This window comes from Stenotrophomonas maltophilia (genome assembly GCF_023518235.1).
Taxonomy (GTDB): Bacteria; Pseudomonadota; Gammaproteobacteria; order Xanthomonadales; family Xanthomonadaceae; genus Stenotrophomonas.
Genome location: NZ_CP090423.1, coordinates 2,363,052 through 2,380,870, shown reverse-complemented (window position 1 = coordinate 2,380,870; position 17,819 = coordinate 2,363,052). Strand labels below are relative to the sequence as shown.

The 17,819-nt window shown below is 67.3% G+C and carries 8 protein-coding genes and 1 tRNA gene; 6 read left to right on the top strand and 3 right to left on the bottom strand.

Annotation, left to right across the window (positions count from 1 at the left end):
* The first annotated feature begins 164 nt into the window (after window positions 1-164).
* Window positions 165-482 carry a DMT family transporter gene (locus LZ605_RS11200; protein WP_107230015.1) on the top strand — a complete coding sequence of 106 codons (318 nt, stop codon included), beginning with the start codon at window positions 165-167 and terminating at the stop codon, window positions 480-482.
* 374 nt (window positions 483-856) lie between these two features.
* Window positions 857-11,749, top strand: coding sequence for an autotransporter-associated beta strand repeat-containing protein (locus tag LZ605_RS11195; protein ID WP_249844871.1), 10,893 nt, complete (start codon window positions 857-859; stop codon window positions 11,747-11,749).
* 57 nt (window positions 11,750-11,806) lie between these two features.
* On the opposite strand, the gene LZ605_RS11190 is transcribed toward LZ605_RS11195, so the two are convergent.
* The 3 genes from LZ605_RS11190 to LZ605_RS11180 form a co-directional block, all read right to left on the bottom strand.
* The gene (locus LZ605_RS11190; protein ID WP_249844870.1) at window positions 11,807-12,250 is read right to left on the bottom strand and encodes a GNAT family N-acetyltransferase; all 444 of its coding nucleotides are present in this window, start codon (window positions 12,248-12,250) and stop codon (window positions 11,807-11,809) included.
* Between the two features lie 76 nt (window positions 12,251-12,326).
* Window positions 12,327-13,454: a DUF3667 domain-containing protein gene (locus LZ605_RS11185; RefSeq protein WP_249844869.1), complete on the bottom strand. Its 1,128-nt coding sequence runs from the start codon at window positions 13,452-13,454 to the stop codon at window positions 12,327-12,329.
* 524 nt (window positions 13,455-13,978) lie between these two features.
* Window positions 13,979-14,071 (bottom strand) — tRNA-Ser (locus tag LZ605_RS11180).
* A 143-nt stretch (window positions 14,072-14,214) separates the two neighbouring features.
* Between LZ605_RS11180 and dnaX the strand changes: the two genes are divergently transcribed.
* The 4 genes from dnaX (at window position 14,215) to LZ605_RS11160 (ending at window position 17,774) form a co-directional block, all read left to right on the top strand.
* On the top strand, window positions 14,215-16,281 hold the full coding sequence (gene dnaX, locus LZ605_RS11175; protein WP_249844868.1) for a DNA polymerase III subunit gamma/tau: 2,067 nt from the start codon (window positions 14,215-14,217) through the stop codon (window positions 16,279-16,281).
* Between the two features lie 6 nt (window positions 16,282-16,287).
* Window positions 16,288-16,608 carry a YbaB/EbfC family nucleoid-associated protein gene (locus LZ605_RS11170; protein WP_005408298.1) on the top strand — a complete coding sequence of 107 codons (321 nt, stop codon included), beginning with the start codon at window positions 16,288-16,290 and terminating at the stop codon, window positions 16,606-16,608.
* Window positions 16,609-16,747: 139 nt separating this feature from the next.
* Entirely contained in the window at window positions 16,748-17,347 is a 600-nt protein-coding gene (gene recR, locus LZ605_RS11165) for a recombination mediator RecR (protein WP_249844867.1), read from the top strand.
* 67 nt (window positions 17,348-17,414) lie between these two features.
* On the top strand, window positions 17,415-17,774 hold the full coding sequence (locus LZ605_RS11160) for a histidine triad nucleotide-binding protein (protein WP_249844866.1): 360 nt from the start codon (window positions 17,415-17,417) through the stop codon (window positions 17,772-17,774).
* Window positions 17,775-17,819: the final 45 nt, after the last annotated feature.

Genomic DNA, 17,819 nt, shown 5'->3' with positions numbered 1-17,819 from the left:
ACGCACCGACGCCAGCTTCACGCACTGAATCGGCTGTAACCCGTTCCCGGCCACGCCGGCCGTGGCGGTTCCCCGTTGCTAGAATGCCGGCCAGGAGGAACGACCTCCCCCACATCGGGAATCAAAGACCAGGACGGCCTGGCCCTACCAAGAGGAGGGCCGTCATGGCCTGGATCTATCTGTTGTTCGCCGGCCTGCTGGAAATCGTCTGGGCCGTGTCCATGAAGCAGTCCGAAGGCTTCAGCAAGCTCACCCCCACCGTGGTGACCATCATCGGCATGATCGCCAGCTTCTGGCTGTTGGCGGTGGCCATGCGCAGCCTGCCGCTGGGGACCGCCTACACGATCTGGACCGGCATTGGTGCGGTCGGCGCATTCGTGGTCGGCATCGTTTTCCTCGGCGAACAGGTCAGCCCGATGCGGATTGGTGCGGCGGTGCTTATCGTTTCCGGCCTGGTCCTGATGAAACTCTCCAGCAGCTGAGGGTTTATCCCGGCCGGATTATGCAGGGCAGGATCTGCCTGCTGTGAATATGCAATGTACATTTTCGGCAAAATAGATTTACCTGCCCGTTTTATTTGACGCGCGTCATGAAATTTCGTTGAGTGATTCACGCGGCACTGGCGGCATCCGTCGCACAGTGCCGCCATTCGTCGCGCGGAATCGGGGAGTTTCCGTGCCGATGGATACGCTGGAGCGCCGCTCTCGATGCGCGCCCGCGTGAAGATGTGAGGATGTGAAGATTTTCCGAAGTTAATGCGCCAGGCCTTGTTTCCGCAGCGGGAACCGGGATGGGCCGCATCGTCTTCAAAAAAACTGCCCGCAGTGCCATCCGGTCTCTTCATGGAGATTTACCGATGAACCGCATTTACCGTCTGGTTTTCAATCGCGCCCTCGGCGTAATGCAGGTTGCATCGGAGGTTGCCCAGAATCCGGGTGGAAGCGCAGTTTCCACCGGGAGGCCACCGCGCCTGCGGGCGCATCAGCTGGCGGTGGCGTTGGCCGCCACGCTGGCCAGTGGTTCGGCGTTCGCTGCGTGCACGGGAACCACTACGGTCAATTGCGATGGCGCAACCAACCTCAACAACTACGCCAATGGCACCAGCGGGCTGACCCTGAACATTGCCAGCGGTGCAGTGTTCAGCGTGCCGCCGCTGCTGGGCGGCAATGCGGTGACGCTGACCGGCAGCAACACCACGGTCAACAATGCCGGCACGATCGATCCGTCCCTGACCGGTGGGCTGAGCCTGGCCGCTGCCGGCCTGGTGGTCGGCAACAACACCGCCGGTGGCAGCACGATCACGGTCAACAACGAGACCGGTGGCCAGATCAAGGGCATCTTCAATATCGGTACCCTGCTCGGCTTCGGCGGTCAGGCGGTGACCGCGCAGAATGCTGCCGGTGGCACGACCACCCTGGTCAACGATGGTTCGATCGGAATGTCGCTGCTGGGCTTGGGCCAGGTGGCCGATGCAACCTCGGTGGTGACCTACGGCGGAGCACAGGCCAACGTGACCAACCGCGGCAGCATCACCGGCCGTGTCGGCCTGGGTGCTTCGGCCGGAAATACCTTCACCAATGCGGGCACGGTCAGCGGCAGCGTGCATCTGGGTGATTCCACCGGGGGCAATACCTTCACGGCCGTGGCTGGCTCCAGTGTCGCTGCGGGCGGTGGCCTGGCTGCAGCGGGCACGCTGGTGGGCGTGGCCGGCGTCAAGGTGGCGGCCGCCGGATTCGTCGACGCCGGCGCCGGTACCGGTGCGGCCAACAACACGCTGGTGCTGCAGGACAATGCCGGCAACAACGGACCGGCCACCAGCATCGGCTGGAGCAACTACGTCGGGTTCCAGAGGCTGATGGTCAACAGCGGCACCTGGAACCTGCAGGGACCCTGGTCGGGAACCGGCGCGATCACCCTCGGCGGCGGTCTGGTCAACTTCAACAGCAGCACTTCTTTCGGCTCCGGTCTGTTCACCGTCAACGGCGGCACCATCGCTGCCAGCGGCGCAGGCCTGGCGCTGGGCAACAATTTCACCCTCAACAACGCGTTGACCCTGGGCGGCACGCAGGGCTTCGCGTTGAATGGCGTGCTGTCCGGTGGCGGTGGCCTGACCGTCAGCAACACGGGGGTGGTGACGCTGGGCGCTGCAAACCTGTTTGGCGGCGGCGTCAACCTCAATGCCGGCGGCCTGCTGCTGGGCAATGCCGGTGCGCTGGGCAGCGGCAACCTGACCGTCGGTGGCGCCGCCTCGCTCGATACCAGCGCCGGCTTCGTGCTGGGCAACAACCTGGTGATCAGCGGCAGCGGTTCGCTGAACCTGCTGGGCAGCAATCCGTTGTCATTGAACGGCTCGATTTCCGGTGCCGGCAACCTGGTCAAGAACGGTGCCGGCACTCTCACCTTGAACGGTGCCAATTCGCTGACCGGCAACTTCAGCCTTGCCGGGGGCTCGCTCGCGCTCGGCGCGGGCGGCAGCCTGTCACCCACCGGTGCGATGACGCTGGGCGTTGGCACCACGCTGGACCTGACGGCAGCGGCCAACCAGACCATCGGCTCGCTGGCCGGCCTCGGCGGCGCGGTCAATCTGGGCAGCCACACGCTGACCTTGGGCGGGCTGGGCAACACCAGCTACAGCGGCACGTTCGGTGCCGGCACGGGTGGTCTGATCAAGCTGGGGACCGGCGTGCAGACGCTGTCGGGTGTCAACAATCTCAGCGGCGGTGTTGCGCTCAACGCCGGTGGCCTGCTGCTGGGCAACAACGCTGCACTCGGCAGCGGCGCGCTCAGTGTGGGGGGCAACGTGAGCCTGGATGGCACCACCGCGCTGTCCCTGACCAATGCGATCACGTTGGGCGCTGGCGGAACGCTGAACCTGCTGGGCAACCAGGCGCTGACGCTCAACGGTGTGATCGGTGGCGTGGGTGGGCTGACCAAGAATGGCGCGGCAACGCTGACGCTCAATGGTGCCAATACGTTCGGTGGCGGGCTGGCGTTCAATGCCGGCAGCCTGGTGCTGGGTAATGCCGGCGCGCTGGGCACCGGTGCACTGAATGTCGGTGGCGCGGTGACGCTGGATGCCAGTTCGGCGCTGAGCGTGGGCAATGGCATCAACCTGGGCGGCGGTGCGTCGCTCAATGTGCTCGGCGGCAATGCACTGACGCTGGGCGGTGTCATCGGCGGCAGCGGCAGCCTGGTGAAGAATGGCGCCGCAACACTGACCCTGGGCGGTGCCAACACCTACACCGGCGGCACCGCCATCAATGCGGGCACGGTGGCGATCGGTGCCGGTGGCAGCCTGGCCGCAACCGGCGCTGTCACCCTCGGTGGCGTCGGCGCGGTGCTGGATCTGTCCGCCGGCGGCAACCAGACCGTGGGCGCACTCAGTGGCGTGGCCGGCAGCACGCTGGCGCTCGGCGCCACGACGCTGACCTTCGGCGACGCCACCAACCAGACCCTGGCAGGCGTGATTACCGGTACCGGCGGCCTGGTCAAGCAGGGCGCCGGCACGCAGACACTGAGTGGAGCCAACACCTTCAGTGGTGGCCTGAACCTGGCTGCCGGTGGGCTGGTGCTGGGCAACAACGGTGCCCTCGGCAGCGGCGCGTTGACGGTCAGCGGCAACGGCACGCTGGACGGCACCGCCGCGCTGAACCTGGGCAATGCGGTGAACCTGACCGGTTCGCTGACCCTGCCGGGCGCACAGAACCTGACCCTGGGCGGTGTGGTGGCCGGGACCGGCAGCCTGGTCAAGAACGGCGCTTCGGTACTGACCCTGACCGGTACCAATACCTTCAGCGGCGGGCTGACGCTCAATGCCGGCAGCCTGCTGCTCGGCAACAGCACCTCGCTGGGCAGCGGCGCACTGAACGTCAATGGTGCGGCCACGCTTGATGGCCTGACCGCGCTCAACCTGGCCAACAACATCGCCCTGGGCGGCGGCGCTTCGCTGACACTGCCGGGCAATCAGGCAACCACCCTTGGCGGCGTGGTCTCCGGCACCGGCGCGCTGGTCAAGAACGGTGCCAGCACGCTCACGCTCAATGGAGCCAATACCTTCAGCGGCGGCCTGTCGCTCAATGCCGGTGGCCTGCTGCTGGGCAATGCCGGCGCGCTGGGCACGGGGGCATTGAATGTGGCGGGGAACACGACCCTGGACAGCAGCGTCGCGCTCACGCTGGGCAATGGCGTGAACCTGACAGGCGGCGCGGTGCTGGACCTGCTGGGCAGCCAGGACGTGACGCTGGGCGGTGTCATCGCCGGAACCGGCGAACTGGTCAAGAACGGCGCTTCGACGCTGACCTTGAATGGCCCCAACACCTTCTCCGGTGGTGTCGGCCTCAATGCCGGTGTGCTGCGGCTGGGCAATGCCGGCGCACTCGGCACGGGCGCATTGGATGTGGGTGGCAATGCGTCGCTGGATGCCAGCGCCGCACTGAACCTGGGCAACAGCGTCGGCCTGGCCGCAGGTGCCAATCTCACCGTGCTGGGCAGCAACGACCTGACGCTGGGTGGGCCGGTGTTCGGCGCCGGTGGATTGATCAAGGACGGCGCGGCACGGTTGACCCTGAGCGGTGCCAACCTCTATGCCGGCGGCACCACCATCAACAACGGCACGCTGGCGCTGGGTGCCGGTGGCAGCCTGGCGGCGGGCGGCGATGTGACGCTCGGCAATGCCGGAGCGGGCTTCGACATTTCCGCGGCCGGCGGCAACCAGACCGTCGCTGCGTTGAACGGCGTGGCCGGAACCGCGCTGACGCTGGGCGGCAATTCGCTGACCTTCGGCAGCAATGCCAACGCCACCTTTGATGGCGTGGTCAGTGGCACCGGCGGCCTGGTCAAGACCGGTACCGGCATCCAGACGCTGTCCGGTGCCAACACGTTCAGCGGTGGCCTGGCGCTCAATGGCGGCGGGCTGGTGCTGGGCAACGCCGATGCGCTGGGGACCGGCGCGCTCGGTGTGGGTGGTACCGTCAGCCTCGACAACACGGTGGCGCTGAACCTTGCCAACGCGGTGAACTTCGGTGCCGGCACGCAGCTGACCCTGGGCGGCAGCAATGACGTCACCCTGGGCGGCGTGCTGAGCGGCAACGGCAGCCTGGTCAAGAACGGCGCTGGTCTGCTGACGCTCAACAACAGCAACACCTTTGGCGGCGGCCTGACCTTGAATGGTGGCGGCCTGGTGGTTGGCGCCAGCGGCGCGCTGGGCACCGGTGCGTTGAATGTGTCCGGTAGCACCACGCTGGATGCCGGCGCTGCGGTGACGCTGGGCAACTCCGTGAACCTGGGATCGGGCGTGGCACTGACGCTGCCGGGCAGCAACGCGCTGACCCTTGGCGGCATCGTGGCCGGCAATGGCAGCCTGATCAAGAATGGTGGTGCGACGCTGACACTGTCCGGCGCCAACACCTATACCGGTGGCACCACCGTCAATGCCGGCACGCTTGCGTTGGGCGCGGGCGGCAGCCTGGCGGCGGCAGGTGATGTCACGCTGGGCGCTGCAGGGGCGACCTTCGACATCTCCGGCGCAGGCAGCAGCCAGACCATCGGTGCGCTCAACGGCGTGGCGGGAACTTCGCTGGCCCTGGGCGGCAATTCGCTGACCTTCGGCAGCGCTGGCAACGGCGCGTTTGATGGACTGATCAGTGGTGGCGGCGGGTTGGTGAAGGTGGGGGCGGGTGTGCAGACCCTGTCCGGCGCCAACACCTTCGGCGGCGGCGTGACGCTCAATGCCGGCGGCCTGGTGCTGGGCAATGACGTGGCGCTGGGGACCGGCGCACTTACCGTCGGTGGCGCGGCCACACTGGATACCACCGCGCTGGCGACGCTGGCCAACAACGTTGTGCTCAATGCCGGGCTGACCGTGCTGGGCACCAACGCACTCACCCTCAACGGAGTGCTCTCCGGGACCGGCAGCCTGACCAAGAACGGCCTTGCAACGCTGACCTTGAACGGCATCAACACCTACACCGGCGGTACCAACATCAATGCCGGTACGCTGGCGCTCGGCGCCGGCGCAAGCCTGGCCGCAAGTGGAACCGTCAATCTCGCCACCGGCGCCACGCTGGACCTGTCGGCCGGCAACGGCACGCAGGTGTTCGGCACGCTGGTGGGCAACGGCACGGTCAACCTGGGGGCCAACAACATCGAAGTGGGCGGTGCCGCCAACGGCACCTTCAGCGGTTCGATCGCCGGCACCGGTGGCCTGACCAAGGTCGGCAGCGGTATCGAAACACTGACCGGCATCAACACCTACACCGGCGGCACCACCATCAACGCCGGCACGCTGGCGATCGGTGCCGGTGGCAGCCTGGCGGCGACCGGTGCAGTGAACGTGGCGGCGCCGGGTGCGGGCTTCGACATCTCGGCCTCCGGCGCCAACCAGACCATCGGTTCGCTGTCCGGCGTGGCCGGCTCGACGGTCAGCCTGGGCGCCAACACCCTGATCCTGGGTGGCGTCAGCAGCAGCACCTTCGATGGCGCGATTGCCGGTACCGGCGGGTTGGTCAAGAACGGCGCGGGCATTCTCACCCTCGGCGGCGCCAATCTGTTCAGCGGCGGCGTGGCATTGAACGGTGGCGGGCTGGTGGTCGGCAACAACGCGGCACTGGGCAGCGGTGCGTTGAACGTCGGTGCCGATGCGTCGCTGGACAGCAGCCTGGCGGTGACCCTTGGCAATGCCATCGACCTCACCGCCGGTGCCAACCTCAACCTGCTCGGCAGCAATGCGCTCACGCTGGGGGGTGTCATCAGCGGTGGCGGTGGCCTGGTCAAGAGTGGTGCGGCGACGGTGACCCTGACCGGCGCCAATACCTACACCGGCGGTACCACCATCAACAGCGGCACGCTGGCCATCGGGGCCGGCGGCAGCCTGGCCTCCGCCGGCGCGGTGAATCTTGCCGGTGCCGGCACACTGGATATCTCCGGCGGTGGCAACCAGAGCATCGGTTCGCTGGCCGGTGTGGCCGGCAGCAGCGTGGCGCTGGGCGGCAACTCGCTGACCCTGGGCGGCGTGGCCGACAGCACCTACAACGGCGTGATCAGCGGCAGCGGCGGATTGATCAAGAACGGTGCCGGCGTGCAGACACTGACCGGCGCCAATACCTTCGGTGGAGGCGTCAGCCTCAACGCCGGTGGCCTGGTGGTGGGCAACAACGCCGCGCTGGGTACCGGCACGGTGACCGTGGGTGGCAATGCCACGCTCGATTCCAACAGCGCGATCACCCTGGGCAACAACTTCGTTCTCAATGCCGGCCTGACCGTGCTGGGCAGCAACGACCTGACCCTCAACGGCAGCCTCAGCGGCACCGGTTCGCTGACCAAGAACGGCCTGGCCACGCTGACCTTGAATGGCGCCAACACCTATACCGGCGGCACGTTCATCAATGCCGGCACGCTGGCGCTGGGGGCAGGGGCCAGCCTGCATGCCAACGGCATCGTCAACCTGGCCAGCGGCGCCACCTTCGATCTGTCGGCCGGCGCCGGTACGCAGCAGTTCGGCACGCTGATCGGCGACGGTACGGTGAACCTGGGCGCGAACACGCTGACCATTGGTGATGCCACCAACGGCACCTTCGCCGGTTCGGTGGCGGGCACCGGTGGGCTGATCAAGGAAGGCACCGGTACCCAGACCCTGACCGGCACCAACACCTTCACCGGCGGCACCACCATCAACGCCGGCACGCTGGCGATCGGCGCCGGCGGCAGCCTGGCGGCGAGCGGTGCGGTCACTCTGGCCAATGCCGGCACCGCGTTTGATATCTCCGCAGGCGGCAACCAGAGCATCGGTTCGCTGGCGGGCGTGACGGGCTCGGCTGTGTCGCTGGGCGGCAACACGCTCACCCTCGGCGGCGTCGGCAACACCGCGTTCAACGGTGTGATCGGTGGCACCGGCGCGTTGATCAAGGACGGCGCGGGCGTGCAGACGCTGGGCGGTGCGAACACCTTCACTGGCGGGGTCACCCTCAATGCCGGTGGCCTGGTGGTCGGCAACAACGCGGCACTGGGCAGTGGTGCGCTCACCGTCGCCGGCAACGGCACGCTCGATGCCAACGCGGCGGTGACCCTGGCCAACGATGTCGCCCTGGGCGCCGGCGCCAACCTGGACGTGCTCGGCAGCAACGATCTGACCCTGGGTGGCGCGATTTCCGGCGCAGGCGGCTTGATCAAGGATGGCCCGGCCACCCTGACCCTGACCGGCGCCAGCAGCTATACCGGCATCACCACCCTCAACAGCGGCACGCTGGCGGTGGGCGCGGGCGGCAGCCTGTCCGGCGCCAGCACGGTGAACCTGGCCGGCACCGGCACCCTGGACATCAGTGCCGGTGGCAATCAGAGCATCGGCGGCCTGGCCGGTGTTGCCGGCAGCGCAGTGGCGCTGGGCGGTGCCACGCTGACCACTGGCGGCAGCAACGCCAGCACCACCTTCGCCGGCGTGCTCAGCGGTACCGGTGGCCTGGTGCAGGGCGGTACCGGCACGCTGACCCTCAGTGGCGACAACACCTACACCGGGGGTACCACCGTCAATGGCGGCAGCACGCTGCAGATCGGCAATGGTGGCAGCACCGGTTCGGTGCTGGGCGACATCACCAACAGCGGCAGCCTGGTCTACAACCTGGGCACCACTGCAACGGTGGGTGGCGTGGTCAGCGGCAGCGGCGGCCTCACCCAGGCTGGCAGCGGCACGCTGGTGCTGACCGGCAACAACACCTACACCGGCGGTACCACCATCAATGCCGGTGGCACGTTGCAGGTCGGCAATGGCGGTGCCAGTGGTGCGATCGTCGGTGACATCACCAACAACGGCGCGCTGGTCTCCAACGTGGCCGGCAACACCACGCTGGGCGGCACCATCAGCGGCAGCGGTGGCCTGACCCAGGCTGGCAGCGGCACGCTGCTGCTGACCGGCAACAACACCTATACCGGTGGCACCACCATCAATGCCGGTGGCACGCTGCAGGTCGGCAACGGTGGCGCGACCGGTGCCATCACCGGCAATGTCGCCAACAACGGCAGCCTGGTGTTCGACGTGGCCGGCAACACCACCGTCGGTGGCGCGATCAGTGGCAGTGGCGCGCTGACCCAGGCCGGCGCGGGTGTGCTGACCCTGGTCGGCAACAACAGCTACACCGGTGGCACCACCATCAATGCCGGTGGCACGCTGCAGGTGGGCAATGGCGGCGCCACGGGTTCGATTGCCGGTGACATCACCAACAATGGTGCGCTGATCTCCAACGTGGCCGGCAATACGCAGCTGGGCGGCACCATCAGCGGCAGCGGTGGCCTGACCCAGGCCGGTAGCGGCACGCTGCTGCTGACCGGTAACAACACCTACAGCGGTGGCACCACCATCAACGCTGGCGGCACGCTGCAGCTGGGCAATGGCGGCGCGACCGGCTCGATCGTCGGCGACATCACCAACAACGGTGCGCTGGTGTCCAATGTGGCCGGCAACACCACGCTGGGCGGCACCATCAGCGGCAGCGGCGGCCTGACCCAGGCCGGCAGCGGCACGCTGACGCTGACCGGCAACAACACCTACACCGGCGGCACCACCATCAACACCGGTGGCACGCTGCAGGTCGGCAACGGTGGCGCCAGCGGTGCCATCACCGGCAATGTCAGCAACAACGGCAGCCTGGTATTCAACGTCGGTGGCAACACCACCGTCGGCGGCACCATCAGCGGCAGCGGTGGCCTGACCCAGGCCGGCAGCGGCACGCTGATCCTGGGCGGCAACAATACCTATACCGGTGGCACCACCATCAACACCGGTGGCACGTTGCAGGTCGGCAACGGTGGCGCCAGCGGTGCCATCACCGGCAATGTCAGCAACAACGGCAGCCTGGTGTTCAACGTCGGTGGCAACACCACGGTGGGCGGCACCATCAGCGGCAGCGGCGGCCTGACCCAGGCCGGCAGTGGCACGCTGACGCTGACCGGCAACAACACGTACACCGGCGGCACCACCATCAATGCCGGCGGCACCGTACAGGTCGGCACGGGCGGCGCCAGCGGCGCGATCACCGGCAACATCACCAACAACGGTGGCCTGATCATCAACACCGGTGGCACCACCACGCTGGGCGGCACCATCAGCGGCGGCGGCAGCATCGTACAGGCCGGCCCGGGTGGGCTGAACTTGGGCGGCAACAGCGGCGGCTTCAGCGGCACCGGCCAGGTCACCGGCGGCGGCCTGAATGTCACCGGCACCATCGGTGGCCAGTGGACCATCGGCAGCGGCACCACCCTGTCCGGCACCGGCACCATCGGTGGCACCGGCGGTGGCGTGACCGTATCCAGCGGCGGCGTGCTGTCGCCGGGCAATGGGCCGGGCAACGGCAGTGGCGCCGGCAACGGCACCGGTACGATCACCGTGGGCGGCAACCTGACCTTGTCGCCGGGCAGCACGCTGGGCATCGATCTGGGCGCCACCGGCAGCGATACCGTGCAGGTCGGCGGCAGCGCGACGGTGGGCGGCAGCACCGTGCAGGTGAACACCATTTCGCCCAGCACCAGCTACCAGCAGGGCCAGCAGTACACGGTGGTCAACGCGGCCGGTGGGGTGAGCGGGCAGTTCGCTTCGGCGACTTCGCCATCGGCGTTCCTGACCATCACGCCGGTATATACGGCCAACACCGCCAACCTGAAGATCGACGTGGCGCAGACCGCAGCGTTCACTTCGGTAGCCAACAGCCGCAACCAGTACAACACCGCGGCCGCGCTGGACAGCCTGCCGCAGAGTGGTCCGGCGTTGGGCCTGTACAACACCGTGCTGATCTATGACGCGGCCACCGCGCGCAGCGCGTTCGACCAGTTGTCCGGTGAAGTACATGCGGCCAGCCGTGCGGTGCTGCTGTACGACAACTACCTTGAAGAAGGCATCCGCCAGCGCCTGGGCAGCGAACTGCCGACCGTGCGTGGCGAGCGCGCCTCGGCCTGGCTGGCCGGCAGCGGCAAGGTGTTCAAGCAGGATGGCGATGGCAACGGGGAGGAGATCCGCGCCAACCGCAATGCGCTGATGGCCGGTGTCGATTGGCAGCTCGGCGAGCACGTGGTGCTGGGTGCGGCAGCCGGCAATGAACGCCTGGATACGCGCCTGTACGATCGCAGCTCGCGTGCCCGCCTGCGTGGCAACACCTTCGGCCTGTATGCGCAGGGCGAGTGGAACAACGGTTTCGCGGTCGGTGGCAGCGTGTCGCGCGGTGACTACCGTACGCGCACCACGCGAGAAGTGCCTCTGCTGGGGCAGACCCTGTACAGCCGCCAGGATTCGGACGTGACCATCGCCCAGGTCGAAGGCAGCTGGACCTGGAGCCACGGTCGGACCCAGCTGCAGCCGTACGTGCAGTTCACCAAGCACTGGGTCGACAGTGATCGCGCAGTGGAGCAGGGCGGGACTGCCGCGCTGGTGCTGGAAGGCGGCAAGGACACGCTCAATGTCAGCACCGTGGGTGTGCGTGGCCGCTGGGATGTGGGCAGCGGCGAGCGCTTCCCGGCGCAGCTGACGGTTGGCCTGGGCTGGCAGCACGCGTCGGGTGATACCGACGTGGCCAGTCGCAACCGCTTCGCGGTCGGCGGCAATGCCTTCGATGTCTACAGCGCGGTGATGGCACGCAATGCGCTGGTCAGCCAGGTCGGCGTGGCGGTGGGTCTGGGCCGCAACAGCCAGCTGTCGATGTTCGTGCAGGGCCAGCACGGCGATGGTCGCCGCGATGTAGGCGGGCAGATCAACCTGCGCGTGGGCTTCTGAGGGGAGTAGGGCAGCAGGGGATCCACGCGCGGCGTGGATCCGGGCCGGGGCGGAGGACTACACCCTCCGCTCCATCTCCACGGCGTCGATCCCGGCGCCGTGGCCATCGGCTACCACCCGCGTCACCTGGAAGCCGAGGCCGGCGTAGAACCCCTGGGTGTGCTGGCTGGTGCTGAGCGTGATGCGGGTGATCAACCGATCCGCTTCAGCCTGGTGCAGGCGCGCCAGGGCCAGTTCGCGGCCGATGCCCTGCCGGTGCAGCGCGCGTTCGACCATGCCCCAGCAGAAGCCGGCACTGCCATCGTCGCGGCGCGAGAGCCCACCGCAGGCCACGATGCGGCCATCGCGCTCGATGACCTGGAACGCGCAGCCCATCGCCTGCTCACGCAGGAAGCGTTCGAAATCACTGCGCTCTTCGGGCGCGAAATACGTGGGCACGTTGCCCTCGAAGATCGACAGGCAGGCGTTGGCATCCGTGTGCCGGTAGAGTCGGAGTGTCATGCGCCCACGATAGACGATCGGCGGTAGATCCACGCCACGCGTGGATTCACTGCCTGGATGCCCTGCGTGTTCCCGCTTACGCCGAAATGCCGGCCAGCGTTGCGTACATCACCACGAAACTCACCAGGCACAGGTAGATTCCACCGATGATGAGATAGCGCACGAGGGTCAGCACCTTGTTGCCGCCATAGACGCATTGCTGCATCCACAGCAGGTAGATGGGAACGGCCAGCCACAGCAGCGCGTACAGCCACGAGCTGACCGCCGAGAACGCTGGCGAGGCGAAAGCCGTGCCCAGGCCGGCGATGAGGAACGTGGCCAGCAGCACCATCATCAGCCAGCAGTGGCTGTACAGCGCCACCACCAGGTGCTCGAGATAGCCCATCGCACGTGGGATGTAGGCCACTCGCAGGACCAGTGCGAAGACCGGCATCAGGAAGAACAGCGCGCCGGGCAGCGCGGTCAGGATCGCCTGCATGTACAGATCGGTCTTGCCGCCCATGCGCTGGATGTTGGCGTTGCCGTTCTGCAGGCGCTTGTTGAGCCATTTGTTGGCGAACTGTGGCCAACCAGCAATGACGATCGGATTGCGGTCGGCGTCCCACGGTTTGCCGTTGACGGTGTGGCTGAAGAACGAACCCCCGCCGGGGGCGTTGTCCTCGCTGCCGGCATCCTGCTGCCCGCCGGTCAGCTCGGCGCGGCGTTGGGCCGCCGCAGCATTCAGCGCTGCCCTGGCCATCGCGAAGGCGGCCGGGCCGGCCGTGGCCGCGTCGGCCTGCTGCCGTTCGAGCAGGGTGATCTGCTCTGTGCGCAGCGCATCGACCTGTTCGACGGTCGTGGCGCGGGCAAACAGGGCGTCGTGTCCACCGCCGCTGCTGATGCCGAAATCGTCGACATGCACGAACAGCTTGCCGATGAAGAAGGTGAACAGCGTGAGGATCACGAACAGGCGCAGCGGCTGTACATAGCCGACCCGGCGGCCGTTGAGGTAGTTCAGCGCGATGCGGCCGGGTATCCACAGATCGCGCAGCGTGCGGAAGATGCGCCCATCCAGATGCCAGAACGATTCGAACACCTCCTCGATGGCATGGCCCACGTGCTTGAGCGGGTTGTGCGCCGATTGCCCGCAGCGATGGCAGTAGTGACCCTGCAGGGCGGTGTTGCAGTTCTCGCATGCGGCGTGCGCGCTGTCAGTCGAGCTCATGGGCGATGGGCGACGCGTCGGATTGAAGGCGCCTACGATAGCGAAATTTCAGGGTTCGTTCAGTTTTGTTTGAGGGGCCGCGAGAGTGTGGAAAGTGACCAGGCGCATCCACGCATGGCGTGGATCTACGGATCGGTCTGGAGGAACAAGCCCCTCTGTTGAGGGGCTGCCCCGACAGGGGCGGGGAGAGGCAGGCAAAGGGAGGGGCCCAAAGGTTGCGCAGCAACGTTTGGGGCGAAGCGCGCGCAGCGCACTTCGCGTCCCGCGCCAGCTTGGTTGAGGAGCATGTGGGGAAGCAGGGGGGCGCGAAGAGCATCCACGCATGGCGTGGATCTACGGATCGGTCTGGAGGAACAAGCCCCTCTGTTGAGGGGCTGCCCCGACAGGGGCGGGGAGAGGCAGGCAAAGGGAGGGGCCCAAAGGTTGCGCAGCAACGTTTGGGGCGAAGCGCGCGCAGCGCACTTCGCGTCCCGCGCCAGATAACTGAAAAGGGCTGCCCTTTCGGGCAGCCCTTTTCAGTTATCTGGCGGAGAGAGGGGGATTCGAACCCCCGAAGCGCGGTTTAGACGCTTACACACTTTCCAGGCGTGCTCCTTCAACCACTCGGACACCTCTCCGGATCCCTGCCATCGGCAAACGCCTCAGCAGGGGCGCAGATTCTAGCGGGCGGCGCGGCAGGACACAAGCACCCCGATCAGGGATACATCCCGGGGCGTTGAAAGCGAGAGGGCTGGACAGGCATGGCACAATGGAACATCCGATGGAAAACGGTGGCCTGATGTCCTATCTCGTCCTTGCCCGCAAGTGGCGTCCGAAGCGTTTTGCCGAGCTGGTGGGCCAGGAACACGTGGTCCGTGCGCTCAGCAACGCGCTGGACAGCGGCCGGGTCCACCATGCGTTCCTGTTCACCGGCACCCGCGGCGTGGGCAAGACCACCATCGCGCGCATCTTCGCCAAGTCGCTGAACTGCGAACAGGGCACCAGCGCCGACCCGTGCGGCCAGTGCGCGGCGTGCCTGGACATCGACGCCGGCCGCTATATCGACCTGCTGGAAATCGACGCTGCGTCGAACACCGGTGTGGACGACGTACGCGAGGTGATCGAGAACGCGCAGTACATGCCCTCGCGCGGCAAGTACAAGGTCTACCTGATCGACGAAGTGCACATGCTGTCCAAGGCGGCGTTCAATGCGCTGCTGAAGACGCTGGAAGAACCGCCGGAGCATGTGAAGTTCCTGCTGGCTACCACCGACCCGCAGAAGCTGCCGGTCACCGTGCTCAGCCGCTGTCTGCAGTTCAACCTCAAGCGCCTGGACGAAGACCAGATCCAGGGCCAGATGACCCGCATCCTGGCCGCCGAGGAGATCGAGGCCGACGGCAGTGCCATCGTGCAGCTGGCCAAGGCCGCCGACGGCAGCCTGCGTGATGGGCTGTCGCTGCTCGATCAGGCCATCGCCTACGCCGGTGGTGCGCTGCGCGAGGACGTGGTACGCACCATGCTGGGCACGGTCGATCGCACCCAGGTGACGGCCATGCTCGATGCGCTGGCCGAGGGCGATGGCCCGCGCCTGCTGCAGGTGGTGGCCGCGTTGGCCGAGTTCTCGCCGGATTGGAGTGGCGTGCTGGACGCGCTGGCCGAAGGCCTGCACCGCATCCAGGTGCAGCAGCTGGTGCCGGGTGCCGCGACTGCGGAAGGTCTGGATGCGGCTGCATTCGCCGAGCGCCTGCGCCCGGAAGTGGTGCAGCTCTGGTACCAGATGGCGCTCAATGGCCGTCGTGACCTGCCGCTGGCGCCGAGCCCGCGCGCAGGCTTTGAGATGGCCGTGCTGCGCATGCTGGCGTTCCGTCCAGCCGCAGCGGTGCCGCCGGTGCCGAAGTCGGTCGACGCTGCTGGCGGTGGCGTGCAGGGCGGCACTGCTGCCGGTGGTGGCGCCGCTGCTCCCGAAGCGGCGCCGGCCGCCGCTGGCGCCTCGTCCGCCCAGGCCGCAGCGCAGACGCCCGCGCCGGTACAGGCTGCGCCGCGTGAGCCTGAACCCGAACGTGAGCCGGCCCCGCAACCGGAGCCGACACCCGAGCCGACACCCGAGCCGGAGCCGGAGCCGGTTCCGGTCGAAGAGCCCGTGTCGCCGCCGCCGCTGAAGGTGGAGGCTGCGCTGCCGACGGCCAACCCTGACGCTGGGGCGGGCGATGATCTGCCGCCGTGGGCCACCGACGAAGCCGAGGCCCGTGATGCGGCGCTGGCGGCCGAGATGGCGGGCCCGGATGCGGCCATGGTCGCGCCCTGGCACGAGCCGCCGGCCCCGGCCGTCGCGCCTGCTGAACCCGCGCCAGCCGAGCCGGGGCGTCCGTTCCGCGCCGAAGGCATTGCCATCGCGCCCGCCGAGCCCGCTTCGACGCTCGAGGTCGCCGCGCAGGAGGGTGTCAGCGAGCTGGCCACGGCTGAAGACTGGCTGGATCTGGTGGCCAACAGTGGCCTGAGCGGCCCGTCGCGGCAGCTGGCCGCCAACGCCGCGTTCATCAGCTGCCAGCACGGGACCTTGAAACTGGGCCTTTCGCCCGGATTTGAATACCTGCGTTCGGAGCGCGCGCTGACCGCCCTGGGCGAGATGCTGGCCAAGGCGCTCGGCCAGGCGCCGAAGATCGTGGTCGAGACCGTGGAGACCGAGCACGTTCCGGCCGAGACCCTGCACCAGCGTGCCGACCGCCAGCGTGGCGAGCGGCAGCAGCTGGCAGAGGCTGTTTTCATGGACGACCCGGAAGTGCAGGTGCTGATCCAACAGCACGGTGCGCGGGTCGTTTCCGATTCCATCCGTTCTTTTGACGAGTAAGACACCATGCGCGGAAACATCGCCCAACTGATGCAGCAGGCCCAGAAGATGCAGGAGAACCTGCAGAAGGCCCAGGAAGAAATCGCCAAGATCGAAGTGACCGGCAGCGCCGGTGGCGGCATGGTCAGTGTGACCCTGACCGGCGCCAAGGAGTGCCGCAAGGTGCGCATCGATCCGTCGCTGACCAGCGATCCGGAAATGCTGGAAGACCTGATCGCCGCTGCCTTCAACGACGCATCGAACAAGATCGATGCCGAGTCGAAGTCGAAGATGGGTTCGGCCACCGCCGGCATGCAGCTGCCGCCGGGCATGAAGCTGCCGTTCTGATAGCGGGTAGCGTCGAGCTTGCCTGACTGCCTTCCTCGTAGCGTCGAGCTTGCTCGACTGCATGCATGAAGCAGTCGAGCGAGCTCGACCCTACCAAGCCCCTCAGTCGAGCAAGCTCGACTCTACAAAGCATGCCGCTGTGTCCGCACCCCTGCTTGAACAACTGATCGATGCGCTGCGGGTGCTGCCTGGCGTTGGCCAGAAGACCGCCCAACGCATGGCCTACCACCTGCTCGAACGTGAGCGCGAAGGTGGACAGCGCCTGGCCGAAACGCTGGCGCTGGCGGTGGAACGCATTGGCCATTGCGCGCAGTGCCGCGACTTCAGCGAAACCGAGCTGTGCCCGACCTGCGCCAACAGCAGCCGTGAGCGCAGCCAGTTGTGCGTGGTCGAATCACCGGCTGACCGGCTGGCCATCGAGAACGCTACCGGCTTTCGCGGTGTGTACTTCGTGCTGCAGGGCAGGCTGTCGCCGCTCGATGGTGTCGGGCCGCGCGAGCTGGGGCTGGAGCAGCTGGAGCAACGCCTGGCCGAAGGCGAGGTGCAGGAGTTGATCATCGCCACCAGTGCCACGGTCGAAGGCGAGGCGACGGCGCATTACCTGGCGCAGGTGGCACGGGCGCGCAAGGTGCAGCCCAGCCGCCTGGCCCAGGGGCTGCCACTGGGCGGTGAGCTGGAGTACGTCGACCGCGGCACGCTGTCGCACGCGTTCGGAACGCGCAGCGAGTTCCGCGATTGAGCGCAGGCCGGGCATTGCCCGGCGCGGGCGGCCTACAATGCGGATGACATCTCCGCCGAGGCCGACCATGAGCACCGAAACCCTCTTCAGCAAGATCATCCGCCGCGAGATCCCGGCCACCATCGTCTATGAGGATGATGAGGTGCTGGGCTTCAAGGACATCGCGCCGCAGGCACCGGTGCATGTGTTGTTCATTCCGAAGAACGAGATCATCCCGACCCTGGATGACCTGCAGCCGTCGCAGGCGCACCTGATCGGCAAGCTGGCGCTGGCTGCGGCCGAATATGCACGGCGCGAAGGCTTCGCGCAGGACGGCTACCGCATCGTGATGAACTGCCGCGAGGACGCAGGGCAGACCGTGTTCCACATCCACATGCACCTGCTGGCCGGTGCGCCGCTGGGGCATTTCGGTGCGCCGGGGCGGTGATGCGCCCGGCATCCCTCCAGTAGATCCACGCCATGCGTGGATGAA